This window comes from Algoriphagus machipongonensis (genome assembly GCF_000166275.1).
Classification (GTDB): domain Bacteria; phylum Bacteroidota; class Bacteroidia; order Cytophagales; family Cyclobacteriaceae; genus Algoriphagus; species Algoriphagus machipongonensis.
In genome coordinates this window covers 851,732-873,105 of sequence record NZ_CM001023.1, presented here as the reverse complement: position 1 = coordinate 873,105, position 21,374 = coordinate 851,732, and the positions used below count along the sequence as shown (strand labels likewise).

At 39.5% G+C, this 21,374-nt stretch carries 24 protein-coding genes and 1 tRNA gene; 20 read left to right on the top strand and 5 right to left on the bottom strand.

Features of this window, described 5'->3' with window-relative positions; translation table 11 throughout:
* Positions 1–57: 57 nt before the first annotated feature.
* The 9 genes from ALPR1_RS03725 to ALPR1_RS03685 all read left to right on the top strand — a co-directional run bounded on the left by ALPR1_RS03725 (position 58) and on the right by ALPR1_RS03685 (position 8,771).
* Positions 58–774: a pyridoxine 5'-phosphate synthase gene (locus ALPR1_RS03725; protein WP_008198512.1), complete on the top strand. Its 717-nt coding sequence runs from the start codon at positions 58–60 to the stop codon at positions 772–774.
* A 111-nt stretch (positions 775–885) separates the two neighbouring features.
* Entirely contained in the window at positions 886–1,644 is a 759-nt protein-coding gene (locus ALPR1_RS03720; protein WP_008198511.1) for an alpha/beta fold hydrolase, read from the top strand.
* A gap of 53 nt (positions 1,645–1,697) precedes the next feature.
* Positions 1,698–2,408 carry an SAM-dependent methyltransferase gene (locus tag ALPR1_RS03715; RefSeq protein WP_008198510.1) on the top strand — a complete coding sequence of 237 codons (711 nt, stop codon included), beginning with the start codon at positions 1,698–1,700 and terminating at the stop codon, positions 2,406–2,408.
* A gap of 3 nt (positions 2,409–2,411) precedes the next feature.
* Positions 2,412–3,482 (top strand): dipeptidase, encoded by a 1,071-nt coding sequence (locus tag ALPR1_RS03710; protein WP_008198509.1) that lies wholly within the window; start codon positions 2,412–2,414, stop codon positions 3,480–3,482.
* Between the two features lie 93 nt (positions 3,483–3,575).
* Positions 3,576–4,913 carry a PEGA domain-containing protein gene (locus ALPR1_RS03705; RefSeq protein ID WP_008198507.1) on the top strand — a complete coding sequence of 446 codons (1,338 nt, stop codon included), beginning with the start codon at positions 3,576–3,578 and terminating at the stop codon, positions 4,911–4,913.
* 169 nt (positions 4,914–5,082) lie between these two features.
* Complete coding sequence (locus ALPR1_RS03700; RefSeq protein WP_008198506.1) at positions 5,083–5,790, top strand: orotidine 5'-phosphate decarboxylase / HUMPS family protein; 708 nt, start codon at positions 5,083–5,085, stop codon at positions 5,788–5,790.
* A gap of 3 nt (positions 5,791–5,793) precedes the next feature.
* Positions 5,794–6,828 carry a zinc-binding dehydrogenase gene (locus tag ALPR1_RS03695; RefSeq protein ID WP_008198504.1) on the top strand — a complete coding sequence of 345 codons (1,035 nt, stop codon included), beginning with the start codon at positions 5,794–5,796 and terminating at the stop codon, positions 6,826–6,828.
* A gap of 77 nt (positions 6,829–6,905) precedes the next feature.
* Positions 6,906–7,793, top strand: coding sequence for a sugar phosphate isomerase/epimerase family protein (locus tag ALPR1_RS03690; protein WP_008198502.1), 888 nt, complete (start codon positions 6,906–6,908; stop codon positions 7,791–7,793).
* 99 nt (positions 7,794–7,892) lie between these two features.
* Positions 7,893–8,771, top strand: coding sequence for an SMP-30/gluconolactonase/LRE family protein (locus ALPR1_RS03685; RefSeq protein ID WP_008198500.1), 879 nt, complete (start codon positions 7,893–7,895; stop codon positions 8,769–8,771).
* A gap of 27 nt (positions 8,772–8,798) precedes the next feature.
* Here ALPR1_RS03685 and ALPR1_RS03680 read toward each other — a convergent pair whose 3' ends face one another.
* Positions 8,799–10,877 (bottom strand): helix-turn-helix domain-containing protein, encoded by a 2,079-nt coding sequence (locus ALPR1_RS03680; protein WP_008198499.1) that lies wholly within the window; start codon positions 10,875–10,877, stop codon positions 8,799–8,801.
* Between the two features lie 236 nt (positions 10,878–11,113).
* Between ALPR1_RS03680 and ALPR1_RS03675 the strand changes: the two genes are divergently transcribed.
* From ALPR1_RS03675 to ALPR1_RS03655, 5 genes are all read left to right on the top strand, one after another.
* Positions 11,114–11,686 (top strand): ankyrin repeat domain-containing protein, encoded by a 573-nt coding sequence (locus ALPR1_RS03675; RefSeq protein ID WP_008198498.1) that lies wholly within the window; start codon positions 11,114–11,116, stop codon positions 11,684–11,686.
* 22 nt (positions 11,687–11,708) lie between these two features.
* Positions 11,709–12,860 carry an acyltransferase family protein gene (locus ALPR1_RS03670; RefSeq protein ID WP_008198497.1) on the top strand — a complete coding sequence of 384 codons (1,152 nt, stop codon included), beginning with the start codon at positions 11,709–11,711 and terminating at the stop codon, positions 12,858–12,860.
* Positions 12,861–12,902: 42 nt separating this feature from the next.
* Positions 12,903–13,940 carry a serine hydrolase domain-containing protein gene (locus ALPR1_RS03665; RefSeq protein ID WP_008198496.1) on the top strand — a complete coding sequence of 346 codons (1,038 nt, stop codon included), beginning with the start codon at positions 12,903–12,905 and terminating at the stop codon, positions 13,938–13,940.
* Between the two features lie 225 nt (positions 13,941–14,165).
* The gene (locus ALPR1_RS03660) at positions 14,166–14,537 is read left to right on the top strand and encodes a VOC family protein (protein WP_008198495.1); all 372 of its coding nucleotides are present in this window, start codon (positions 14,166–14,168) and stop codon (positions 14,535–14,537) included.
* Between the two features lie 116 nt (positions 14,538–14,653).
* On the top strand, positions 14,654–15,451 hold the full coding sequence (locus ALPR1_RS03655; RefSeq protein WP_008198494.1) for an SDR family oxidoreductase: 798 nt from the start codon (positions 14,654–14,656) through the stop codon (positions 15,449–15,451).
* Positions 15,452–15,466: 15 nt separating this feature from the next.
* Here ALPR1_RS03655 and ALPR1_RS03650 read toward each other — a convergent pair.
* Positions 15,467–15,538, bottom strand: a tRNA-Arg gene (locus tag ALPR1_RS03650).
* A 4-nt stretch (positions 15,539–15,542) separates the two neighbouring features.
* Positions 15,543–15,776, bottom strand: a complete 234-nt coding sequence (locus ALPR1_RS03645) for a GIY-YIG nuclease family protein (RefSeq protein WP_008198492.1) — start codon at positions 15,774–15,776, stop codon at positions 15,543–15,545.
* Between the two features lie 489 nt (positions 15,777–16,265).
* Between ALPR1_RS03645 and ALPR1_RS03635 the strand changes: the two genes are divergently transcribed.
* The 6 genes from ALPR1_RS03635 (at position 16,266) to ALPR1_RS03610 (ending at position 19,802) form a co-directional block, all read left to right on the top strand.
* Positions 16,266–16,859, top strand: coding sequence for a 30S ribosomal protein S16 (locus ALPR1_RS03635; RefSeq protein WP_008198491.1), 594 nt, complete (start codon positions 16,266–16,268; stop codon positions 16,857–16,859).
* A 15-nt stretch (positions 16,860–16,874) separates the two neighbouring features.
* Positions 16,875–17,405, top strand: coding sequence for a ribosome maturation factor RimM (rimM, locus tag ALPR1_RS03630; RefSeq protein WP_008198490.1), 531 nt, complete (start codon positions 16,875–16,877; stop codon positions 17,403–17,405).
* A gap of 3 nt (positions 17,406–17,408) precedes the next feature.
* Positions 17,409–18,125 (top strand): tRNA (guanosine(37)-N1)-methyltransferase TrmD, encoded by a 717-nt coding sequence (gene trmD / locus ALPR1_RS03625; RefSeq protein WP_008198489.1) that lies wholly within the window; start codon positions 17,409–17,411, stop codon positions 18,123–18,125.
* A gap of 51 nt (positions 18,126–18,176) precedes the next feature.
* Complete coding sequence (rplS, locus tag ALPR1_RS03620) at positions 18,177–18,542, top strand: 50S ribosomal protein L19 (protein WP_008198488.1); 366 nt, start codon at positions 18,177–18,179, stop codon at positions 18,540–18,542.
* Between the two features lie 36 nt (positions 18,543–18,578).
* Positions 18,579–19,442 carry a ThuA domain-containing protein gene (locus ALPR1_RS03615; protein WP_008198487.1) on the top strand — a complete coding sequence of 288 codons (864 nt, stop codon included), beginning with the start codon at positions 18,579–18,581 and terminating at the stop codon, positions 19,440–19,442.
* A gap of 69 nt (positions 19,443–19,511) precedes the next feature.
* Positions 19,512–19,802 carry a hypothetical protein gene (locus tag ALPR1_RS03610; protein WP_008198486.1) on the top strand — a complete coding sequence of 97 codons (291 nt, stop codon included), beginning with the start codon at positions 19,512–19,514 and terminating at the stop codon, positions 19,800–19,802.
* A gap of 154 nt (positions 19,803–19,956) precedes the next feature.
* Here ALPR1_RS03610 and ALPR1_RS03605 read toward each other — a convergent pair whose 3' ends face one another.
* Together ALPR1_RS03605 and ALPR1_RS03600 are read right to left on the bottom strand one after the other, a co-directional pair.
* Positions 19,957–20,529 carry a hypothetical protein gene (locus tag ALPR1_RS03605; RefSeq protein ID WP_040302525.1) on the bottom strand — a complete coding sequence of 191 codons (573 nt, stop codon included), beginning with the start codon at positions 20,527–20,529 and terminating at the stop codon, positions 19,957–19,959.
* Between the two features lie 167 nt (positions 20,530–20,696).
* Complete coding sequence (locus ALPR1_RS03600) at positions 20,697–20,936, bottom strand: hypothetical protein (RefSeq protein ID WP_153231765.1); 240 nt, start codon at positions 20,934–20,936, stop codon at positions 20,697–20,699.
* Positions 20,937–21,374 lie beyond the last annotated feature (438 nt).

Sequence of the window (21,374 nt, the reverse complement as noted above, 5' to 3'; positions counted from 1 at the left end):
TCCTAAGTTTGTGTTATTGGTAAATGATCTAACAAAAATACCTTTTTCGACCTGTAAATGACTAAACTAAGTGTAAATATTAATAAGATAGCCACTTTGCGCAATGCAAGGGGGGCAAATAACCCAAATGTCGTACAAGTTGCATTAGATGCCGAGCGCTTTGGTGCAGAGGGAATTACGGTTCATCCACGTCCTGATGAAAGGCATATCAGGCATCAGGATGTTTTTGATTTAGCCAAAGTAGTAACGACCGAATTTAATATAGAGGGGTATCCAGACCAACGTTTTATGGATTTGGTCAAAGAAGTAAAGCCTGCTCAAGCTACCTTGGTTCCAGATCCTCCTAATGCCATCACTTCCAATACCGGTTGGGACACAATCTCAAATCAAGGAATGCTGAAGGATATTGTCTCCGAACTTCAGGAGGCTGGAATTAGAGTTTCCATATTCATTAATCCGGAGATAAAATATTTCGAACCGGCAAAGCTTACAGGAACTGACCGGGTGGAATTATACACCGAACCCTATGCTGTGGGGTTTCATCAAGACAAAGAAAAGGCAGTAAAAGCTTATGTAGAAGTAGCTGAAATCGCCAAAGAATTAGGCCTAGGACTAAATGCAGGACATGATTTAGACCTTCATAACCTTGCTTTCCTGAAGAAATCCATCCCTTATTTAGATGAAGTTTCCATTGGTCATGCTTTAGTCTGCGATGCACTTTATTATGGATTAGAGAACACCATTCAGATGTATCGACGTCAACTTGAATTGTGATTCTTAATTGAAGATTTACAATTTTAAATATTTGAAAATTTTAGAAACCAGGAATTAAGATTTGAGGTTCAGCGGATCTCGTAAATCGTATTTCTTAAATCATAAATTTCAGTGGAATTAAACTTTAAAAAACTCGGATCTGGAAAACCATTAGTCATTCTTCATGGACTTTTTGGTTCGGCGGACAACTGGTTTAGTATCGCCCGAGAACTTCAGAAAACATTTACCTTATATCTGGTAGATCAAAGAAATCACGGAGATTCTCCCCATTCCGAAGAATGGAATTACCAAGTCATGGTCGAAGACTTGAAAGAACTTCTGGACGATGAAAAATTGGATCAGGTGTTTTTGATGGGACATTCCATGGGAGGAAAAACTGCAATGAACTTTGCCCTTCAATATCCAGAAAGAGTAGAAAAATTGATCATCGCTGATATTGCACCAAGGTATTACCCGGTTCACCACCAGACAATTTTGGAGGGTCTAAACGCCATAGATTTAAAAAACACCAAGTCTAGAAAAGAGGCTGATGACATCCTCTCTTCTTATGTTCCAGAACTGGGAACGAGGCAATTCTTACTAAAAAGCTTAAGCAGAGACTCAGATGGGTTCGTTTGGAAAATCAACTTACCTGTCATTACTGAAAAAATAAATCAAGTCGGTGAAGCGTTAGCTGGTGAAAACCAGTATGAAGGTCCTACTTTATTTTTGGCTGGAGGCAACTCAAATTATATTCAACAATCAGATTTGGGAGATATGGAAAAATTCTTCCCAAAATATGAAGTAGAATTTATTTCCGATACCGGACATTGGCTTCATGCCGAAAAGCCCGAAGCAGTAGTCAAAGAAATCCAAAAGTTCCTCCTCTAAAATCACAAACTCGTTGGTTTTCAATGTAATTTGAACCAATTAAATACCCAATCATGCCCAAAGGAAAACTTTTTCTAATCCCCAACATACTGGCTGACAACACTGTGAATGATGTCATTAGCCCTCAAATCAGAGAGGTTGTCAAGAACACAAAAGTATATCTTGTGGAGAATTTAAGGACCACAAGAAGATATATCAGTAGTTTAAAACTGGGAGTCAATATCGAAGAAATCCATATGGAAATTCTGGATAAAAAAACTCGTCCAGAAAGCATCAACCGACTCATGCAACCCTTATTAAATGGAGCTGATGTAGGAATCATTTCAGAGGCAGGATGTCCTGGAATTGCGGACCCTGGGGCACTTGCTGTAGCACACGCTCATACTAAAGGAATTCAAGTGGTTCCTCTTTCTGGTCCAAGTTCCATGTTTCTAGCACTGATGGGTTCTGGTTTTTCGGGCCAATCATTTACTTTCCACGGTTATCTGCCAATAGATAAAAAAGAAAGATCAGCTGCTTTAAAAGGGCTGGAATCAGAATCTTTACGAGAAAAAAGGGCTCAAATCTTTATGGAAACTCCTTTCCGAAATAACCAGCTTTTTGAGGATGCCTTGCGAACACTTTCTCCTAACACAAAACTCTGCGTAGCTAAAAACATTACCGGTTCGGATGAACTTATCCTAACCAAAACCATTGCAGAATGGAAAAAGCTGCCTTTAGATCTTCATAAAATCCCAACCGTATTCGTCCTCCAAAGTTTTTAGACTATGCTAACAATAGATGCCCATTTAGACCTAAGTATGAATGCCTTGGAATGGAATCGTGACCTGACGAGACCAGTTTCAGAAATAAATGAAAGAGAAAAAGGTTTGACAGATAAACCCGACCGAGGCAATGCGGTGGTTTCACTTCCAGCGCTCAGAAAGGGAAATGTGGGTTTGGTTGTAGCCACCCAAATCGCGAGGTATGTCGCTCCAGATAATTCACTTCCCGGATGGCATTCTCCCGCTCAGGCTTGGGCACAAACTCAAGGTCAACTGGCTTGGTATCAAGCGATGGTCGCTCAGGGAGAAATGGTTCAAATAAAAAATTTATCGGAACTTAACTCACATATTTCCCTTTGGGAAAATGGGGAAAGCAATATCGAAAAACCAGTCGGATTCATTTTATCACTTGAAGGGGCTGATTCCATTATTAGCTTGGATTATCTTGAAAATGCTTATGATTCAGGCCTAAGGGCCTTGGGTCCTGCTCACTATGGTCCCGGAAGATATGCTCATGGCACAGATGCATCAGCTCCTTTAAACCAAAACGGTAAAGAGTTGCTTCGCAAAATGGATGAACTGGGGATTATTCTTGATGCAACCCACCTGTGTGATTTGGCATTTTGGGATGCTTTAGAGATTTTCCAAGGGCCAGTTTGGGCCAGTCATAATAATTGCCGTGCCTTGGTAGATCACAACAGGCAATTCTCCGACGACATGATCAGAGCTTTGATAGACAGAGGTGCAGTAATCGGAGGAGCTATGGATGCTTGGATGCTAAGTCCGAATTGGGAAAGAGGGAAAACCACACCCAAAGAGCGGGATGTCACTTTAAATACCGTCTTGGATCATTTGGATCATATATGTCAAGTTGCAGGAAATGCCAATCATATAGGAATTGGCTCGGATTTGGATGGTGCTTTCGGAAAAGAGCAGGCGCCTTGGGATCTTGATACCATCGCAGACTTCACGAAAGTCCCTGATTTACTGAGAGAAAGAGGCTACTCAGACCAAGATGTCGCCAAAGTTATGCACGGAAATTGGCTTCAATTTTTAAGAAAAAAATGGTCATAATTGGGGAATAATTGGACAATTCCTTTTCAAATAGGTTGGATTAATACTTCATATTGAATTATTTAGCGATCGCTAAACGCTAAACACCAACCTATGATGTATAAAAATTTACTCACTCTAATTTTCTTTTTCCTTCTTTCAACCAGTCTTTCCTTTTCTCAAAAACTACAAATCACCGCTAACCATTCCGATGCAAAATTCATTTTGCTAAATGATTATGATGATTCTGACAAACAAGAATTGGGAATGGGAGCTATCGAGTACAAACTTGAAAAAGATAGCAGGAACAGAATCAAAGTAACCAAGCCAGGATATGAACCTGTCATCAAGGAGTTCAACAAAAGCCTCAAGTGGGATAAAGAGCAATACGTCTCTTTGGATGCTCGAAGAGTAGAAATCACTGCAGAGCCCTATGATGCTGAAATCTATGTTGATGGTAGAATGATCGGCTCCAAATCCATTTACCTAATCATCCAAAAAGACCGCTTCCATACGGTAGAAGTTAAAAAGCCTGGATTTGCTCCAATCACAAAGAGTTATTACAATTCTTCAGATAGAGAGACACCACCAGCAAGAGATTATTTTCAATTAAAAGACAGACAGGTTCGTTTGGAAGTTAGTCCAGCAGATGCCAATGTTACTTCAAACGGGATCAGCGTCGGAAAAGGAAACCAAGACATCAATGTTCCCCTCGATGAATGTGTTACAGTTTCTGTAAACAAAGATGGTTACGTAGAGTACACCAAAGTTTTTTGTAACAAACCTGATACTGATCCAGAACCACCAGTGAGAGAAAAAGCACTTTTGGAAGATCGGTTAGTGAAAATCACCACCAACCCCAATGATGCAGTCATTGAACTCGCAGGGAAAAGAGTAGGTACAGGTGGATATGATCTGATGGTTCCTAAAAATGGATGTGTGGAAGTCCGAATCTCCAAAGAGGGATATGTTAGATATGTGAAAAACTACTGTAACCAAACAAACATGCAGGAGCCTCCGGTAACTGACTTTGTGGAGATGAATATTGATGAGGCTTATACATCCTCAGTTTCATCTGATCTAGCCAATGTGAGAATCACAGTACCTGTAAACTCTGCCCATAGCTCTGAAGAAGCTTGGAGAATTTTGAGCTCTATTATCACCAGATATTTCGATATTCTGGAAACGGTAGATTATAATACGGGTTATTTGACGAGCTCTTGGCAGGTTCAAAATTTCCAGTCAAGTATCATCCGAACAAGAGTTATCGTGAGTAGTGGAGGAAATTCGGATCAACTGACCTATGTCATCAAATTAATCAGTCAGGAAGCTTTCCTAGATGGCCAAAACCAAGTCACAGTAAAAGACGATGAGAAGTTTGAAGACTGGGCTAGAATCCTCAAAAAATACGAAGGCCTGATAGAAGAAGTGCAGGCAAGGTTACAGCAGTAATCATTAAAGATTTTAGTAAAACCTCAGTCTTTCCAGGCTGAGGTTTTTTATTTTTTGGCCTTCAATTTTTAAAAGATCTGAGTACAAACAGGAAACACACAGAAAGTCCCCTTTCAAAAAAGACTTATATTAAGGTTTCACTTTTTCAATTCAATAAAACCCAATTACTATGAAACCAATTGTACAGATCTCTTTAGATCTTACAAACATTGATGAAGCACTGGAAACAGCCGCTATGGCAATGAGAGCTGGTGTAGACTGGCTGGAAGCAGGAACTCCCCTAATTTTGGCCGAAGGCCTTCATGGCGTCAAAAAACTCCGTGAGGCTTTTCCGGATGTCCCCATTGTTGCCGACCTCAAAACGATGGATGGCGGTTATTTAGAAGCAGAGATGATGGCAAAAGCAGGTGCTACTCATGTAGTCGTGATGGCTAGAGCTCATGCGGAAACTATCAAATGCGTCGTGCAAGCTGGAAGAGATTTTGGAGCAAAAGTCATGGGAGATAATATGGTAAGTGAGGACATGATTTCAGGGGCGAAATTTTTAGAAGACCTAGGCTGTGATTATGTCATCCACCATATTGGATACGATGAAAGAAGAGGAATTGCAGCTTCCGGCAAAAGAATGCCAAGCCCTTTGGATCAACTCAGAGAAGTAGTTGCAGCAGTCGATGTGCCCGTTCAGGCTGTTGGTGGGCTAAGCTTAGAACAAGCCATCCAATGTCCCCAATATGGTGCGCCTCTAGTGGTTCTTGGAGCACCATTGACAATAGATGCAGACTCTTTTAAAACCGCTTCTGGTGACCTGGAAAGTTCACTTCGGATGATCTGCGAAGCCATTCACAGTCAAGACACCATTCCCCCATTAAAAGCCTAAGCTATGTCAAGTACAAAAACCCCTGCTGTCGTCAACTTTGCAGAAGATAAATTCTCTGTGGAAATCAGAGAAATACCAATACCTGAAATTGGAGTAGATGATATTTTAATGGAAGTAGCCAATGTGGGCGTTTGTGGAAGCGACTTGCATCAGTGGACTTCTGACCATAGTTGGCCAGTAAACTATCCCGTCGTTCTCGGCCATGAATTTGGAGGGAAAATCGCTGCCCTAGGTTCGGGCGTAAAAACCTGGAAAATTGGAGACAGAGTTGTCAGTGAAACCGCGGCCATTATTGACTCAGAAAACCCCATGAGTAAAGTTGGGTTATATAATTTAGATCCTACCCGAAAAGGATTTGGTTATGGTGTAAATGGGGCAATGACCCGTTTCGTGAGAGTTCCGGCACGCTGCCTGCACGCAGTGCCAGCACAACTTTCATTCGAAGAAGCATGCTTAACGGAACCTTGCTGCGTCGCCTATAATGCTGTGGTAGGGAACTCCTCTATTCAACCGGGAGATCGTGTGATTGTAATTGGACCGGGCACCATCGGAATTTTATGTGCCGCTGTAGCAAAACTTTGCGGAGCAGAAGTCGCCATCTTGGGATTAGAAGCTGATAAAGGACGCTTGGAAATTGCCAAAAAATATGGATGCGAAACCTTAGTAGGAAATGCTGAAAATTGGGCAAGAAAAAGAGATGGAATGGGAGCCGATTTGGTCATCGATGCCGCTGGAGTCAGTGAAACATTGAAAATCGCCATGCAGCTCGTAAGGCCAAATGGTCAAATTACGAAAGTTGGCTGGGGACCTAAGCCTTGTAATTTTTCTTTAGATCCTATCATTCAAAAGAATGTACGCCTTCAAGGAAGCTTTAGCCATAACTGGCCTATTTGGGAGCGAGTGATTGCGCTCTTGGCAAGTGGGGCTTTAGATGTAAAACCTATTATCGGCGGAGTTTGGCCTATTACTGATTGGAAGGAAGCATTTACCAAAATGCATCATGGAGAGGTAGTCAAATCCGTTCTTAAACCAGTTTAAATGCATGACTGAGTTCAAAAAGCTCTAGATAATGAATCCCTATTTTTTTGAAGTACAACCATTAACAATAATAGAAAATGCCCAAACTAGCCGCTTTTCCTAAAGCATTTATGCATGCCTTGTGCAAAGATGGAAGCATGAAAATTTCTGAATGGATCAAACTAGCTGCCCCTCTCGACATTGACGGCTTAGAATGGTATGCGGGTTTTTTGGAGATGGAAGACAGAAAAAATTGGTCCCTCTTTCGAAAGATGGTGGAAGATGAAGGCATGGAAATCCCCATGATGTGCTGTTCTCCTGACTTTACTCATCGGGACAAAGCTTTCCGGGAGAAGGAAATTCAAAAACAAAAGCATTGGATAGAAATGACTGATGAGCTAGGAGGCAAGTATTGCAGGGTCCTTTCAGGCCAATTTAGACCGGAATTATCCATAGATGAAGGAATAAAATTGGCAAAGGATTGTATTGAATCCTGTCTCCCCTATGCTCAATCTTTGGGAATCACCTTAATTATTGAAAATCACTACAAAGATGATTTCTGGGAATACCCTGAATTTGCTCAAAAAAGAAGCATTTTCACTCAACTTGTCAATAGCATTCATCATCCTAATTTCGGGGTGAATTATGATCCGAGCAACGCTTTTTTGGCAGGTGAAGATCCTTTGGACTTACTTTATGATGTTTCTGAAAGAATTGTCACCATGCATGCCAGCGATAGATTTTTAAAATATGGCACCATTGAGGACTTACGAAAGGAAGAAGGAGGAGCTCAAGGTTATGCAAAGCGTTTGAGTCATGGAGAAATCGGACAGGGAATGAATGATTACGATGCCATTTTCACTGAGCTTCGAAGGGTGGACTTTGATTCCTGGATCAGCATTGAAGATGGGGTGGATGGTATGGACCAATTAGCGAGAAGCGTTGGTTTCTTGAAAAAGAAAATTTCACAATATTGGCATCCCTAAATGAAGAAAAGTGAAATACGTGATAGAGTTAAACTTTGAGGTTTTTGAAACCTCGAAGGTTTGTATAATCACTTCTTTAAATTGAAATAATCTAAAATATTGAAAACCTATAACTACACATCCATTCCCTCCCAGTGCTTTCTTGCTGAAGGCCCCTATTGGCATTCCGATCGACAAAGCTTTTTTTGGGTAGATATCGAAAACGGAAATCTCTTTGAACATTCCCCTAAATCTGGAGACACCAATACAATAAATTTCCCACACCGGCTCACGGTGGTTTTGGAAGGAAAAGAAAATGAATTGATTTTAGGCCTAGACTGCAAGCTGGCCAAGTATCACTTAGAATCAAAAGAACTGACTTGGATTGCTGAAGTAGAGCAGGAATTCCCTCTTCATCGTTTCAATGACGGAAAAGTCGACCCGAAAGGAAGAATTTGGATCGGGACTTTGAGTACCTTATTTACGGAAAGCGCCGGATCACTTTATAGAGTTGGCAAGGATTTGAAGCCGGTTAAGCAATTAGATCAATTGACCATTTCCAATGGAATGGCTTGGACAGAGGATAACCAAACATTTTATTTCATTGATACTCCAACTAGGGAGATCAAGGCATTTTCTTTTGATTTAGAAAGTGGATACATAAGATTTGAACGAATTGCTGTAGAGATTCCAGAAGAACTTGGATTCCCCGATGGCATGTGTATAGATCAGGAAGGCATGCTTTGGGTAGCACATTATGGAGGCTTCGGTGTCATACGATGGGACCCAACAACGGGTGAAATGATAGACAAAATCGAACTTCCTGTACCTCATGTGACATCCTGTTGTTTTGGTGGAGAGAATCTGGATACGCTTTTGATTACCACTGCACAGGAAAATTTAAGTGAGCAACAACTCTTAGAATACCCGATGAGCGGGGATGTGTTTATGGTAAAAACTAACACCAGAGGATTTGAAGCGAATAAATATCACTACTGATAAGAAATTACTTTAAGGAATAAAGCACTAAATCAAGTCCTCCTCGATAAGGTTTTCTTTGATCCTTTTATGCTTTTGCCAGAATTGGTCTTTGATTTTTTGAATAGTCTTATCAAAATCTGGATGACTTTTCAATGGTTGAAGAATAGGGTCATCTTCTATGAGCAAAAACCAATAGAGATAATTTTCCTCATTGGCGAAAAGTTTGAGCTGATCCATGGACTCCTCCAACTTGCCATCATGCGCATACTTCATAGCAAGATTTAAGTTTTTGTAGATAGACTGATCTTGCTCACAATATTCTGAGAAGGATTTGAATAATTTCTCTGCCTCATCTTCAAAACCTAACTTTTGGTAAACATCACCAATCTTAACATCCTCTGAGTGATAAATATCCAGGCCACCTTCATTTCTGGCTTTGACCACCTTTGCAAAATAGAAATAGGCAGAATCATAATTTTCCTCTCCATAATATAGCTTGGCTAAATCCTGCGAAATATCTAAACGAGAAGGATCCTTTTTCAATTCCTTGATCAAAAGCTGTTGGGTTCTTTTTACATTTCGATCTTTTGCAAAAAGTATAAATGCTTTCAAATGTGGAGAATAATAATTTGTTGAATCGAAATCCAGTGACTTGTTTACATAAGTTAAAGCTTCATCTATGAAGCCAGATGAAATCAATGCATTTGCCAACTGCAAATAACTATAACTCTGTGTCGTCGAATCAGAAGCGCCCACCTGAAGCTGTACTCCTTTTAAGGCATACTCCAAATATTTCTCATTATCCGGAACCAATCGAAAATAAAAATCCGCAAGCATTTGAATCGCTAAAGAGGAGTTGGGATTGTATTCCAATGCCTTTTCTAAATAAGGCTGAGCAAGCTTTAGATCATTAGATTGGATGTAATAAAAAGCCTTGGCACATAGACTTTCAGCAGATTTAGAGTCAAATAGCAAGGCTTTATCAGCATTGGAATTGATCTGCTCTGTAAACTGCTTATCCACTTGAAACATGTCAAGCAAATAATAAGAGATCGCAATATCCGCATAAGCCAAAGAAAACTCAGGATCCTGCTCAATAGCTTTTTCGAATAGCCCAATGGCTTGAATCAATCCTTCTGTTGTCCGGGAAAGAAATGGATCAAGCCCTTGCAGGTAATAATCATAAGCCAAAAGATTTTCAGTGGGCTGCTTTTCAATTTGTTCCAATTCGGTAGGTGTGACAATCGCTTCTATTGCTTCAGCAATTTGAAAAGCAACTTCATTCTGTATAGCAAATATATCCACCACCTGTCGGTTGTATTGTTCTGCCCAAAGTTGCCGATCTCCCGTGGCTTCAATTAATTGAATATTAAGTAAAACCTGATCACCTACCTTTTGACCACTGCCTGCCACGAAATAAGAAACCTGAAGTTCTTCCGCTATTTCCACTAGGCTTTTCTCGCTGTTTCTATACTTTTCAACTGAGGCTCGGCTGATCACTCGGAGGTCTTTTATCTTCTGTAGATTATTTAGAGTTGACTCCATCAGCCCATTGACAAAATAGAGATTTGAGGAATCGCTACTTTCATTTTTGAATGGCAAAACAGCAATCGACTTCTCAATTTGGTTGGACGGAGTATTACTTGCTGGCCATTTATATAGTGTTAAAAAGGCAACTGTTGTGATTGCAAATAGGACCAACAAAATCATCGGGAGAGAAATTTTCCTATCTCTTGGCTTCTTTGATGATGGTGGGGTATTTAATGTTTGCTCTGGTAATGTTTGCTCATGCTTCCCTACCTCGCCTGGAGGAAAACCATAGTGCTCTCGAAAACATTTGATGAAATAAGAAGCTGACCCAAATCCCACTTGGTAAGAAACCTCAGAAACAGTTTGCGAACCTTCCTTTAACAAGTCCATGGCAATTTCCAGTCTGATTTGACGGATAAAAACACTTGCCGATAGATCCGTAGCCCCTTTGATTTTTCGCAGCAAGTTGGATCGACTCATACTCATCGCTTCTGCAAGCTCAGATACTCCAAATTGTTCATTGGAGGCATTTTCTACAATGATGGAGGTGGCTTGACTTAGGAAATTCTCCCTGTTGATAGGATTTTCTGACATGATTCTATTTGGAAAGTGAATTTAGAAAAATTTACCTAAACCCAATCCAGAAAAACTGCAGTCAAACGCAGCTAAAGAGCGCCTTTTGCATCATAGTTTATATGACTGCATCATAATTTTTATGCTCGCTTGATACTTTATGCTTTTGGCAACTTGCCTTTTACACCTAGCTCTGGCACTCACCCTAGCTTTGTGAGAAACAAAATCAAAAAAGTAAAAACTAAAAAAATCACATCATGAAATCATTCAAATTCAAATCACTCGTAACACTTGCCTGCTTATTCGCAATTATCATAATAACACCTGCGTGCAGCCAAACAAAAGAAAAAGCCAATAATGAATCCAATGTGGAAGCTCCGGAAATGGATCTTCATACCGCAGTATTAAGCAATAACATAGAGGTAGTCAAGCAACATATTGCAGCAGGAACAGACCTGAACACCAAAGAGCCTTTTAACGGGTCCACTCCTTTAATTTCTGCTGCCACTTTTGACAAAACTGATATTGCAAAGGCATTGATCGAAGCAGGCGCAGACCTTTCTATTGCAAATAATGATGGGTCAACTCCATTACACTCTGCCGCATTTTTTGGAAGAACCGAAATCGTCCAAATGCTCATTGACGCGAAGGCAGACAAAACTTTGAAAAACAATTATGGTGCAACACCTAGGGAAACCGTAATGGCTCCGTTCGCAGACATGAAACCAATTTATGAAATGATGAAGCAACAATTGGAGCCGCTAGGATTTCAATTGGACATGGAGGAGCTCCAAAAAAGCCTTCCTGTTGTTGCGATGATGCTTCAGTAATCATTTCTAAAACTAAACCACGATGGACACTCAAAGAAGATATGATATAGATTGGCTTAGAGTGATAGCGATTGGGCTTCTACTGATCTACCACATCGCTATCGTTTTTCAACCATGGGCAATGTTTCTAGCTTTTATTAAAAGTGATAAGGCGATAGAAAGCCTGTGGAAGCCTATGACACTTCTTAACGTATGGCGAATTCCATTTCTATTTTACGTTTCTGGAATGGGAGTGTATTTTGCTATTCGTCGAAGAAACTGGAAGCAGTTGTTGCTAGAAAGGAGTAAAAGGATTTTAATCCCTTTTCTGTTTGGAATGATAGCGATAGTCCCTCTGCATTTTCTGCTATTCCAAAAACATGTTGGCCTACCTTTATCCTACGTAGCGCACCCTGCACATTTATGGTTCCTAGGCAATATTTTCTTGTATGTTTTGATCCTTTTCCCTCTCTTTTTTTACTTGAAAAAAACAGAAGGTAGTTCCTTTCAAAAAGGACTGGAAAGATATATGAGCCATATTTTTGGTCCCTTATCCATTTCAGCCCTTTTTATCCTGGAAACGACCCTTGTCAAACCACAGGTTTTCGAGATGTATGCAATGACCTGGCATGGGTTCTTCCTTGGGTTTTTGGCTTTCTTCTTTGGATTCATCTTGGTTTATAGTGGCAAAAATTTCTGGCAAACAGTGCTAAAGTATCGATGGATTTACTTGGTTTTGGCACTTGGTTTTTACCTGATTCGATGGACTGTGTATGACCTTGCTTCGCCCGGGTATCTTATGGCCATCGAATCGAATTGTTGGATCTTTTCAGTATTCGGATTTGGTTTCAAGTACTTGAACAAACCCAGTAAAGCATTAAATTATTTAAGCCAAGCTGCATATCCGGTTTACATAATCCACATGCTTGTTTTGTATGCAGGTGCCATGCTCATTTTACCATTACCGATTCCCGTTATATTGAAATTTCTACTATTGGTGGTATTTACAGGTATTGGCTGTTTGGGGATGTATGAAATATTTATCAAAAGGATGAAACTGCTTCGGCCATTTTTTGGACTTAAAGGAAACCTCCTGTCAAAAAGAAATCCGAAATTGGGTGAGGATAAAATGAAAAGTCTCCTTTATCCTTCTAACGTTTCAATAAAAAACACTCATACTTCCGACAGCATTTAACTACTGAATTCAAATAAAGTCTATCTTTTTTTGCTTAACGAAATGAAAAACAAGACGCTTTTAAAAAAAATACTAATCCCAAGTCTGGTCATTATTATTTCATCGCTATTCATCCCCTGGGGTTTGCTCAGAGTATGGCTAGCGCCTCAACAGGCCACAGTTCAAGAGCAAGTGGAAAAAGCGATAGATTATGGTTTAGATGGCATCATAGTCTATGTTGATCAAGCGGGTAGAGACCCTGAATTTTACGCTGCCGGGTGGAAAAATAGAGAGAATCAAATTCCTGCTGACCCACATGCTTTATTTAAAATTGCGAGCATCAGTAAATTATACATTGCTCTTGCTGCTACCAAGCTAGTAGCTGAAAATCGCTTGTCATTGGATCAAACCTTAACGGAATATTTGCCAGCGGTTTCAAATAGAATTGAAAATTCTGAGGAGATCACATTGAAAATGTTACTTCAGCATCGCTCTGGAATTCCAAACTTCACCGATCAACAAGAATTCCCTTGGGACAATTTACCCAAGGACAATCAAAGTACTTTGGAATATGCTTTGGACAAACCCGCCTATTTTCCTCCCAACGAAAAATATAGCTACTCAAATACCAACTATCTATTGATAGGTAAAATCCTGGATCAGACGCTTGGCTATAGCCATCATCAATACATTAAAGAGGTGATTTTAGAACCTTTGGGTCTACATGAAACCTACAGTCTGCTAAGTGAGGTGGATTTGGATAAAATGACGAGTGGCTATGTAGATGGGTATGAATTTGACGTGATGCCCAATGATTACATCACACCAGGTGGTTCCATGGTGGCTACCGCAGAAGATGTAGGCACTTTCCTCAGGGCATTAAATGATGGAACAATATTCAATGGAGAAGAGCAAAAAATCTATTCTTCAGTATATGAATATGGGCATACTGGCCTTCTCCCTGGTTACCAAAGCATTGCTAGGTATCAATCAGACATTGATGCTGTGGTGATTCAATTTGTCAACACAAGTGGAGGAAAGGCTTGGGGTATCCATGAGTCTATTTTCAATAAGATTATGAAGATTGTTAAAAAGAGGTAACTATATCATGACTTTAAAGAGTATAAAATCAAAGGTGTTACCCCTAACTTTTAAAACTAGGTTTTATATTAGATGAACGGGATTAGAATGGACGATCTAGTTTATTTTAAAAAGGAAAAACATCATTCTTTGGAAATCGGGAATAAGCTTCTCTTCCTCAACACAATTTTTAGATGAGCTTTAAAAGAGAACTTCTTGATACCACAGATTAAACTCAAAAAAGCCATGGAACTAGGAGCATTTTCAGTAAGTCTAAGTGTCAAGGACTTAGAGGTATCAAAGAAATTTTATGAGAATTTAGGTTTTGAGAAATTTGGAGGAAACATGGAACATAATTACCTCATCATGAAAAATGGAAACTCGCTTATCGGCTTATTCCAAGGGATGTTTGAAGGAAATATTTTGACATTTAATCCGGGATGGAATGAAAATGCAGAGAATCTAGAGAATTTTAAGGATGTAAGGGATATCCAAAAGCATCTTAAAGGAAAGGGCATAGAATTGATTTCTGAAGTGGATGAAAACGGTTCTGGGCCAGGTAGCATTACACTTACAGATCCTGATGGGAACAATATCTTAATAGACCAGCATAGGTAATTTTATCCTAACTATAAACTCTAAACAATTCTATTGATCTATTTCTATTCTAAAATTCCTGAGATTTCCATCTTTAGGGTTCTGGAAAAGTATAGTTCACCATAAATCCAAAATATATGCGACTAACAGGAAAAGTCATCATCGTCACAGGGAGTACTACGGGCATCGGGAAGGCCATTGCAAAAAAAGTGGTATCTGAAGGCGCTAAAGTCATCATCCATGGATTGGAAGAAGACTTAGGCCAACAGGTAGTATCTGAATTAGGAGCAGATAATGCCAAATTGCACATAGAGGATATTTCCAATGAAGGTGCTGCACAAAGATTGGTAGATATAGCTGTCAAAACATGGGGAAAACTTGACTCCATTGTAAACAATGCCGCTATAGTAGCAGCTTCCACTTTATTTGATACAGATAAAGCATTTTTAAATCGAATTCTGGAAGTCAACACCATATCTCCATTTTTATTGACCCAAGCAGCTATTTCCCAGTTGATCCAAAACAAAGGCGCAGTCTTAAATATTGGCTCTATCAACGCTTATAGTGGAGAGCATAATCTATTGGCCTACAGTATTTCCAAAGGAGCCTTAATGACTATGACCCGAAATCTGGGAGATTCACTTTTTCGTGAAAACGGTGTTCGTGTAAATCAAATAAACCCAGGCTGGGTATTAACGGAAAATGAAATCGCCCGAAAGAAAGAGCACGGTTTATCTGATACCTGGTATGAAAACCTTCCGAAAAACTATGCTCCTGCGGGGAGAATTATTTTACCGGAGGAAATAGCTGCAGCAACCATTTATTGGCTGGCGGATGAAAGTGGCCCTATCAGTGGTCAAGTTGTGGATCTAGAACAATTCCCGATGATTGGAAGGAATATCCCAAAAGATGAAAATTCGGTTCCCTTAAAGTGATATAAAAAAAGGAAGTAGCCCTGCTAGGAATCGAACCTAGATCTAGCGTTTAGGAAACGCTTGTTCTATCCGTTGAACTACAGGGCCATATTCATAATGACTTCAAATATTCTTTTCCTACACCAGATTTCAAATAAATTTCTCTAGCTCGGGCTTCTTCTCTAGTTTCTACCTCCTCGGCAAATATAATAAACCAAGGCACCCAACCTTTTGTCGATCTGGTTTTACCTGAATTATGTTCCTTCAACCTCCTGTTAATATCTTGGGTAAAACCAACATAAATCCTACCATCCTTTTCACTTTTTAAGGCATACACGGTGAACATATTCAATTTTTTATCCTTTTGTTGAGAATCCCTGCCTGCCGGCAGGCGGGGAACCTAGATCTAGCGTTTAGGAAACGCTTGTTCCCTGTCTACCGACAGGTAGATATCCGTTGAACCCTTGCCTACCGGCAGGCAGGTACAGGGCCATAATCCATTCACCTTCCATATAAAGGTAGAATTATCAATTCTATTGTGCTTCCTCTATCCTTGTCCGACTGGTCTTGACTGAGCCGGCGTTGAACCCTGCCTGCCGGCAGGCAGGTACAGGGCCAAGATTTTTGATAAAAAGTAGGCTATGTACTTGCCAATGAACGCTTTTACCCTTTTTCAAGTTAACATCCATGAAATCGGCTTGCAAGATAAAAGAAAACAGCTCTTTTAGGCAAATATTCTTTAGCCAACTTATGGCTTTACAAGTATTTAACCTATCTTTGCACTCCAAAATTAGGATGGACGGGTTCCATCCACTCACTAAACATACTAAATTATATGTCAGTAAAAATCAGATTAGCACGAAGAGGTAGAAAGAAAATGGCTATCTACGACGTGGTTGTAGCTGATGCAAGAGCTCCACGTGATGGACGCTTCATCGAAAAAATCGGGTCATATAACCCAAACACAGATCCTGCTTCTATCAACATCAACAATGAGCGCGCTCTTAAATGGTTGTTGAACGGAGCTCAGCCTACCGATACTGTAAAAGCTATGCTTTCTTACAGAGGTATCATGCTGAAGAAACACCTTCAAATTGGTGTATTAAAAGGTGCGATCACACAAGAACAAGCAGACGCGAAGTTTGAAGCGTGGTTAGAAGAAAAAGACGCAAAAATTGCTGGTAAGACTGAAGGTATCAATAAAGCGAAAGCTGATGCTCGTCAGAAAGCATTGGATGCAGAAACTGCTAAAAACCAGGCGAGATTGGATGCTATCAAAGCAAGAGAAGATGAGCAAAAAGCTCTTCTTGCTGCTGCTGAAGCTGCAAACAATCCAACTGAAGAAACTACAGAAGAAGCTTCTGAAGAGGCAGCTCCTGAAGAATCAGCTCCTGAGGCTTCCGCAGACGGCGAAGAAGCAAAATCTTAATATAGAAACCTCCCCATGAACAAGGAGCAATGCTTTCAATTAGGCTATGTCGCCAAGGTTCATGGACTTCGTGGAGAAGTGGTTGTGGTGCTGGATACAGATAATCCAGAAGATTATGAAGATCTTGAGCACCTATTTCTTGAGCAGAAATCCCGCTTAGTACCTTTTTTCTTGGAGCACTTTGTACTCCAGCCTGGAAATAAAGTACTGGCAAAATTTGAGGATTATGACTCACTTAACCAGGCAGAGGAACTCGTTGGATCGGAAGTTTATCTTCCACTGACAGCTTTACCTGAATTAGAAGATGACCAATATTACTTCCACGAATTGATCGGATTTGAGGTCTTTGACGAGACCATAGGACTGATCGGAACTGTTCAGGTCGTTTACGATCTGGAAACCCAGGATCTCCTCGGGGTGACACATCAGGGAAAGGAAGTTTTGATACCGATTCAAGACGGAATAATCCAGGAAGTGGACAAGACAGCAAAAAAAGTTTTCTGTCATTTACCCGAAGGTTTACTTGAAATTTATTTGGAAGACTGAGCCATGCATATTGACATTATCACGGTGGTCCCCGGTTTATTGGAAAGCCCTTTCTCCCATTCTATTCTGAAAAGAGCAGAAGATAAAGGTCTCGCCAAGATACAGGTGATTAATTTACGGGATTATGCAGTAGGCAAGAAAAAGCAAGTGGATGACTATGCTTTTGGTGGTGGAGCCGGAATGGTCATGATGATCGAGCCAATAGCCCGATGCATCGAAGCACTCCAAAAAGAGCGGACTTATGATGAAATCATCTATATGACGCCTGATGGAGAGACTTTTGACCAACCCATGGCAAATGCTCTTTCACTTCATCAAAATCTTTTGATCCTTTGTGGTCATTACAAAGGAATTGATGAGCGAGTGAGAGAAAAATACATCACCAAAGAAATAAGCATCGGTGACTTTGTACTTTCTGGAGGGGAAATAGCAGCAGCAGTAGTAGCTGATGCCGTGATCCGATTAATTCCAGGGGTATTAAATGACGAAACATCAGCTTTGACAGACTCTTTCCAAGACGGCTTATTGGCACCGCCAGTATATACTCGGCCTGCAAACTATGAAGGAATGAATGTTCCTGAAGTGTTGCTTTCCGGACATGAAGCCAAAATAAATGATTGGAGATTTGAGGCATCGGTTCGCCGAACCCAAGAAAGAAGACCTGATTTGCTCAACAAACAGGAAAATGGGGGAAGCGATACAGCATCGAATGAGAAGTAATTAAAAAAGCCACCGAGATGGCATAAAGCGAAAGCATAAAAAGATAAAGCTATGAGCGAACTAATTAAAATAGTAGAGGCAGAATACAGCGAGGTTAGAGCTAAGTTCCCTACTTTCAAAGCTGGTGATACCATCAACGTACACGTACGTATCAAAGAAGGTAACAAAGAGCGTGTTCAGCAGTTCCAAGGAACTGTGATCCAACGTAAAAACCCGAATACCAATGGTGAGACTTTCACAGTAAGAAAGATCTCTAACGGTATCGGAGTAGAGCGTATTTTCCCTATCATCTCTCCTGCAATCGAGCAAATCGATCTATTGAGACAAGGTAGAGTGAGAAGAGCTCGTCTATTCTACTTGAGAGGACGTCAGGGTAAAGCTGCACGTATCAAGGAGAAAATCAGAGTGAAGCACTAAGAGCAATTGCTCTTTCGATAAAAAAGGAACCTAGCAATGGGTTCCTTTTTTTGCTTTAATTTCATCCCTATTAATCTTACGTCATTGAAAAATCTCTTAATTCTTCTTGTATTCTTTTTTATCCCTCTTTTTGCAATAGCACAAAAATCTAAACATGTATTGGCATTCTACACCGCCAAAAATGACTTAGCACATATTTCTTTTGTAAATGAAGCTTTGCCATGGTTTGGAAAACAAGCAGAAATGAATGGATTTGACTTTGAAGCAACCCAGGATTGGGACCGCCTGAATTCCGAGGAATTAAAAACCATTGATTTGGTAGTCTTTTTAGATACAAGACCCAAAAATGAAAATCAGCGCTTGGCTTTTGAAAATTATATGAAAAATGGTGGTGCATGGATGGGATTTCATTTTTCTGCTTTCGCCTTAACTCCATCGGATTTCCCTCAAAACTGGGATTGGTACCATGAGGAATTTCTCGGCTCAGGTCAATATGCAAGCAATACCTGGAGACCCACTTCCGCTATTTTAAAAGTAGAAAACCCTAATCATCCTATATTTAATGAAATCCCAAATACCTTTCAAGCTTCTCCAAACGAGTGGTATAACTGGGAACATGACCTTAGAAATAATCCAGAAATAGAAATTTTGGCATCAATCGATCCTGTTAGTTTTCCTCTTGGTACAGGCCCAAAACCACATGAAATCTGGCACGAAGGATACTACCCAACGGTTTGGGCCAATAAAAACTATCACATGGTCTATTTCAATATGGGCCATAATGACATGGATTACGATGGAGGCACAAATGAAACTCTTTCCCATACTTTTGGAAATAAAATACAAGACCAGCTCGTTATCAATACGCTTCTCTGGCTTTTAAACAAAAAATTACCTTAACGCATTTTAAGATTCAAGCCATTGATTTACTGAAGGATATCCACTAGCTTTATTTAAACTTTTTCTGAAATGAACACATTTAGCACCATTGATCCTGCAAAAAACTTAGCGGCTGTATCTATCCGGATATTTCAAGGTTTCTGTGTTTTGCTTTTTTGCCTCTCTATTTATTTAGGGTACCTGACGTATTTAGATCTTTTCCCAGACTGGCATATCGTTCATGAACTATCTGATGGAGAAATCTACTGGTCTGGCAGTACTACTTTCTGGCAAACAATGTTTTTTGCCATCCCTGCTTTGATCTCCACTATTGCGTTTTTTCTTTTGGCTTATTTAGGAAAAGTGATCCGTAAAGAATAAGAAGCAAGATTTCAGATCGATTTTATCCCGCTCAGCTAATCGAGACTTGAAATAAAAACCTATAAAACTAAAAATAGCACCGAGAACCATCTCGATGCTATCTGATCAAATTATTATTGTTAAACTGTATCGCTTATTCAGGACTTGTCAGTCCTTAAAAGCTATAGCCAATTCCCAGACTTAGCCAATCGCTTTTATATCTACTTAATCCAAATCCATGCGAATATGAAATTAATCCTTGCAAGTTTTCCGTTATAAAAAACCTCGATTTTAGCCTTAATCTGGCACTAGAATCAATAGATATTCCTGTTTCTCGATAATTTGGTTCATTAACTAATAACATTTCATTAGATTGTCTTAAATATGCCAATTCTCCAGACAAAATAAATTCTCTTGATTGGAAAATATCATACCCTCCCCCAATGGTTAAAATTCTCATATTTAAGAAACTCATTTCTTCAGGATCTAAAAAAAATTGACTGTTCCTTCCTTCAAAATTCATAAATCCTAGTGTGATATCACCATATACTTTTTTTGTCAAATATCTGGAGAAACCTAAAACGAATCCTTGTGATAAAATTTCACCGCCTGCGGCTCTTTCACCTTGGTAAAAGGAATAATCATAAGTCAGATTGTTTTTTCCTAAATCGCTTTCAGTTTGTCCATAGGTGGTAAAGACTAAACCACAATAAAACAAAAGAAGCACTTGAAATCTTAATTTTATCATAATGTTTCTAGGGTGAAATAAGGAGCTGTCACAGAAATATTATTCTCTTCAATAAAGCTTATTAGTTCATTGATTGAAACACTATTGGACAATCTTGCATTTTGGGAATCCAAACTTTTGAATCGCTCGACAATTGCAGAACTTCTTCTCGAGTTTGGGCTTTTTGATTATTGAAACAAGGTTTTGAGATTGTATTTTATACTCCCAGAATTCCCCTCAATTTCCGAAAAGGAAAAAAGTTCCTTCATGGCACTTTTGTCTTTTAGAACTTCTCCGAACACCAAAGTGAGTTCCGTTAATTTTTTTTCATATTCTAAACTGCTTTCGGAAGAAGCAGATATTGACTCCTGATTTTGATTCAAAGGTAAGTTTTCATTTTCAACACATGAAAATGAAATTACCATCATCAACAAAAATAAAATTTTTGTGATTTTTTGTGATTTTTTGAGTTCATAATTTATTTTTTTGCAGTAAATAATAATTGGTTTGGTTTTGTGTCGCAAATGTAAACTTATAAATTCTTTTAAACTAATCTTCTAATACTCAGGCAGCTAAACCACTTTGTTTTGCTATTTTTTAATTTCAGAATAAGACCAGACCTCAGCTCATTACCTTTTTTGCAGCCTGAAAAAACAATTGTTTTATTCTGTTTTTGATTTTTTTCCGAAATAATATTTTTTTTATTGTTTCTCATTTTTATCCTGATAACCAAGAATTTTTATTTCCCTCCTGGTTCAATGTCTCCAGATCAAGATTTGGAATCTTGACCCTTTCCTAGCTGTATAAGATCAGCCTAAATAAGGCAGTAAATTCAGATTATAGTCTTCCTCCATGCGTAAAGGCAT

Excerpts from the sequence above, each read along its gene's own strand:
- ALPR1_RS03725 (WP_008198512.1), top strand. The coding sequence starts at position 58 with ATGACTAAACTAAGTGTAAATATTAATAAGATAGCCACTTTGCGCAAT.
- ALPR1_RS03715 (WP_008198510.1), top strand. The coding sequence starts at position 1,698 with ATGCCCAAAGGAAAACTTTTTCTAATCCCCAACATACTGGCTGACAAC.
- ALPR1_RS03710 (WP_008198509.1), top strand. The coding sequence starts at position 2,412 with ATGCTAACAATAGATGCCCATTTAGACCTAAGTATGAATGCCTTGGAA.
- ALPR1_RS03705 (WP_008198507.1), top strand. The coding sequence starts at position 3,576 with ATGATGTATAAAAATTTACTCACTCTAATTTTCTTTTTCCTTCTTTCA.
- ALPR1_RS03700 (WP_008198506.1), top strand. The coding sequence starts at position 5,083 with ATGAAACCAATTGTACAGATCTCTTTAGATCTTACAAACATTGATGAA.
- ALPR1_RS03695 (WP_008198504.1), top strand. The coding sequence starts at position 5,794 with ATGTCAAGTACAAAAACCCCTGCTGTCGTCAACTTTGCAGAAGATAAA.
- ALPR1_RS03690 (WP_008198502.1), top strand. The coding sequence starts at position 6,906 with ATGCCCAAACTAGCCGCTTTTCCTAAAGCATTTATGCATGCCTTGTGC.
- ALPR1_RS03680 (WP_008198499.1), bottom strand. The coding sequence starts at position 10,877 with ATGTCAGAAAATCCTATCAACAGGGAGAATTTCCTAAGTCAAGCCACC.
- ALPR1_RS03675 (WP_008198498.1), top strand. The coding sequence starts at position 11,114 with ATGAAATCATTCAAATTCAAATCACTCGTAACACTTGCCTGCTTATTC.
- ALPR1_RS03670 (WP_008198497.1), top strand. The coding sequence starts at position 11,709 with ATGGACACTCAAAGAAGATATGATATAGATTGGCTTAGAGTGATAGCG.
- ALPR1_RS03665 (WP_008198496.1), top strand. The coding sequence starts at position 12,903 with ATGAAAAACAAGACGCTTTTAAAAAAAATACTAATCCCAAGTCTGGTC.
- ALPR1_RS03660 (WP_008198495.1), top strand. The coding sequence starts at position 14,166 with ATGGAACTAGGAGCATTTTCAGTAAGTCTAAGTGTCAAGGACTTAGAG.
- ALPR1_RS03655 (WP_008198494.1), top strand. The coding sequence starts at position 14,654 with ATGCGACTAACAGGAAAAGTCATCATCGTCACAGGGAGTACTACGGGC.
- ALPR1_RS03645 (WP_008198492.1), bottom strand. The coding sequence starts at position 15,776 with ATGTTCACCGTGTATGCCTTAAAAAGTGAAAAGGATGGTAGGATTTAT.
- ALPR1_RS03635 (WP_008198491.1), top strand. The coding sequence starts at position 16,266 with ATGTCAGTAAAAATCAGATTAGCACGAAGAGGTAGAAAGAAAATGGCT.
- rimM (WP_008198490.1), top strand. The coding sequence starts at position 16,875 with ATGAACAAGGAGCAATGCTTTCAATTAGGCTATGTCGCCAAGGTTCAT.
- trmD (WP_008198489.1), top strand. The coding sequence starts at position 17,409 with ATGCATATTGACATTATCACGGTGGTCCCCGGTTTATTGGAAAGCCCT.
- rplS (WP_008198488.1), top strand. The coding sequence starts at position 18,177 with ATGAGCGAACTAATTAAAATAGTAGAGGCAGAATACAGCGAGGTTAGA.
- ALPR1_RS03615 (WP_008198487.1), top strand. The coding sequence starts at position 18,579 with ATGGGTTCCTTTTTTTGCTTTAATTTCATCCCTATTAATCTTACGTCA.
- ALPR1_RS03610 (WP_008198486.1), top strand. The coding sequence starts at position 19,512 with ATGAACACATTTAGCACCATTGATCCTGCAAAAAACTTAGCGGCTGTA.
- ALPR1_RS03605 (WP_040302525.1), bottom strand. The coding sequence starts at position 20,529 with ATGATAAAATTAAGATTTCAAGTGCTTCTTTTGTTTTATTGTGGTTTA.
- ALPR1_RS03600 (WP_153231765.1), bottom strand. The coding sequence starts at position 20,936 with ATGATGGTAATTTCATTTTCATGTGTTGAAAATGAAAACTTACCTTTG.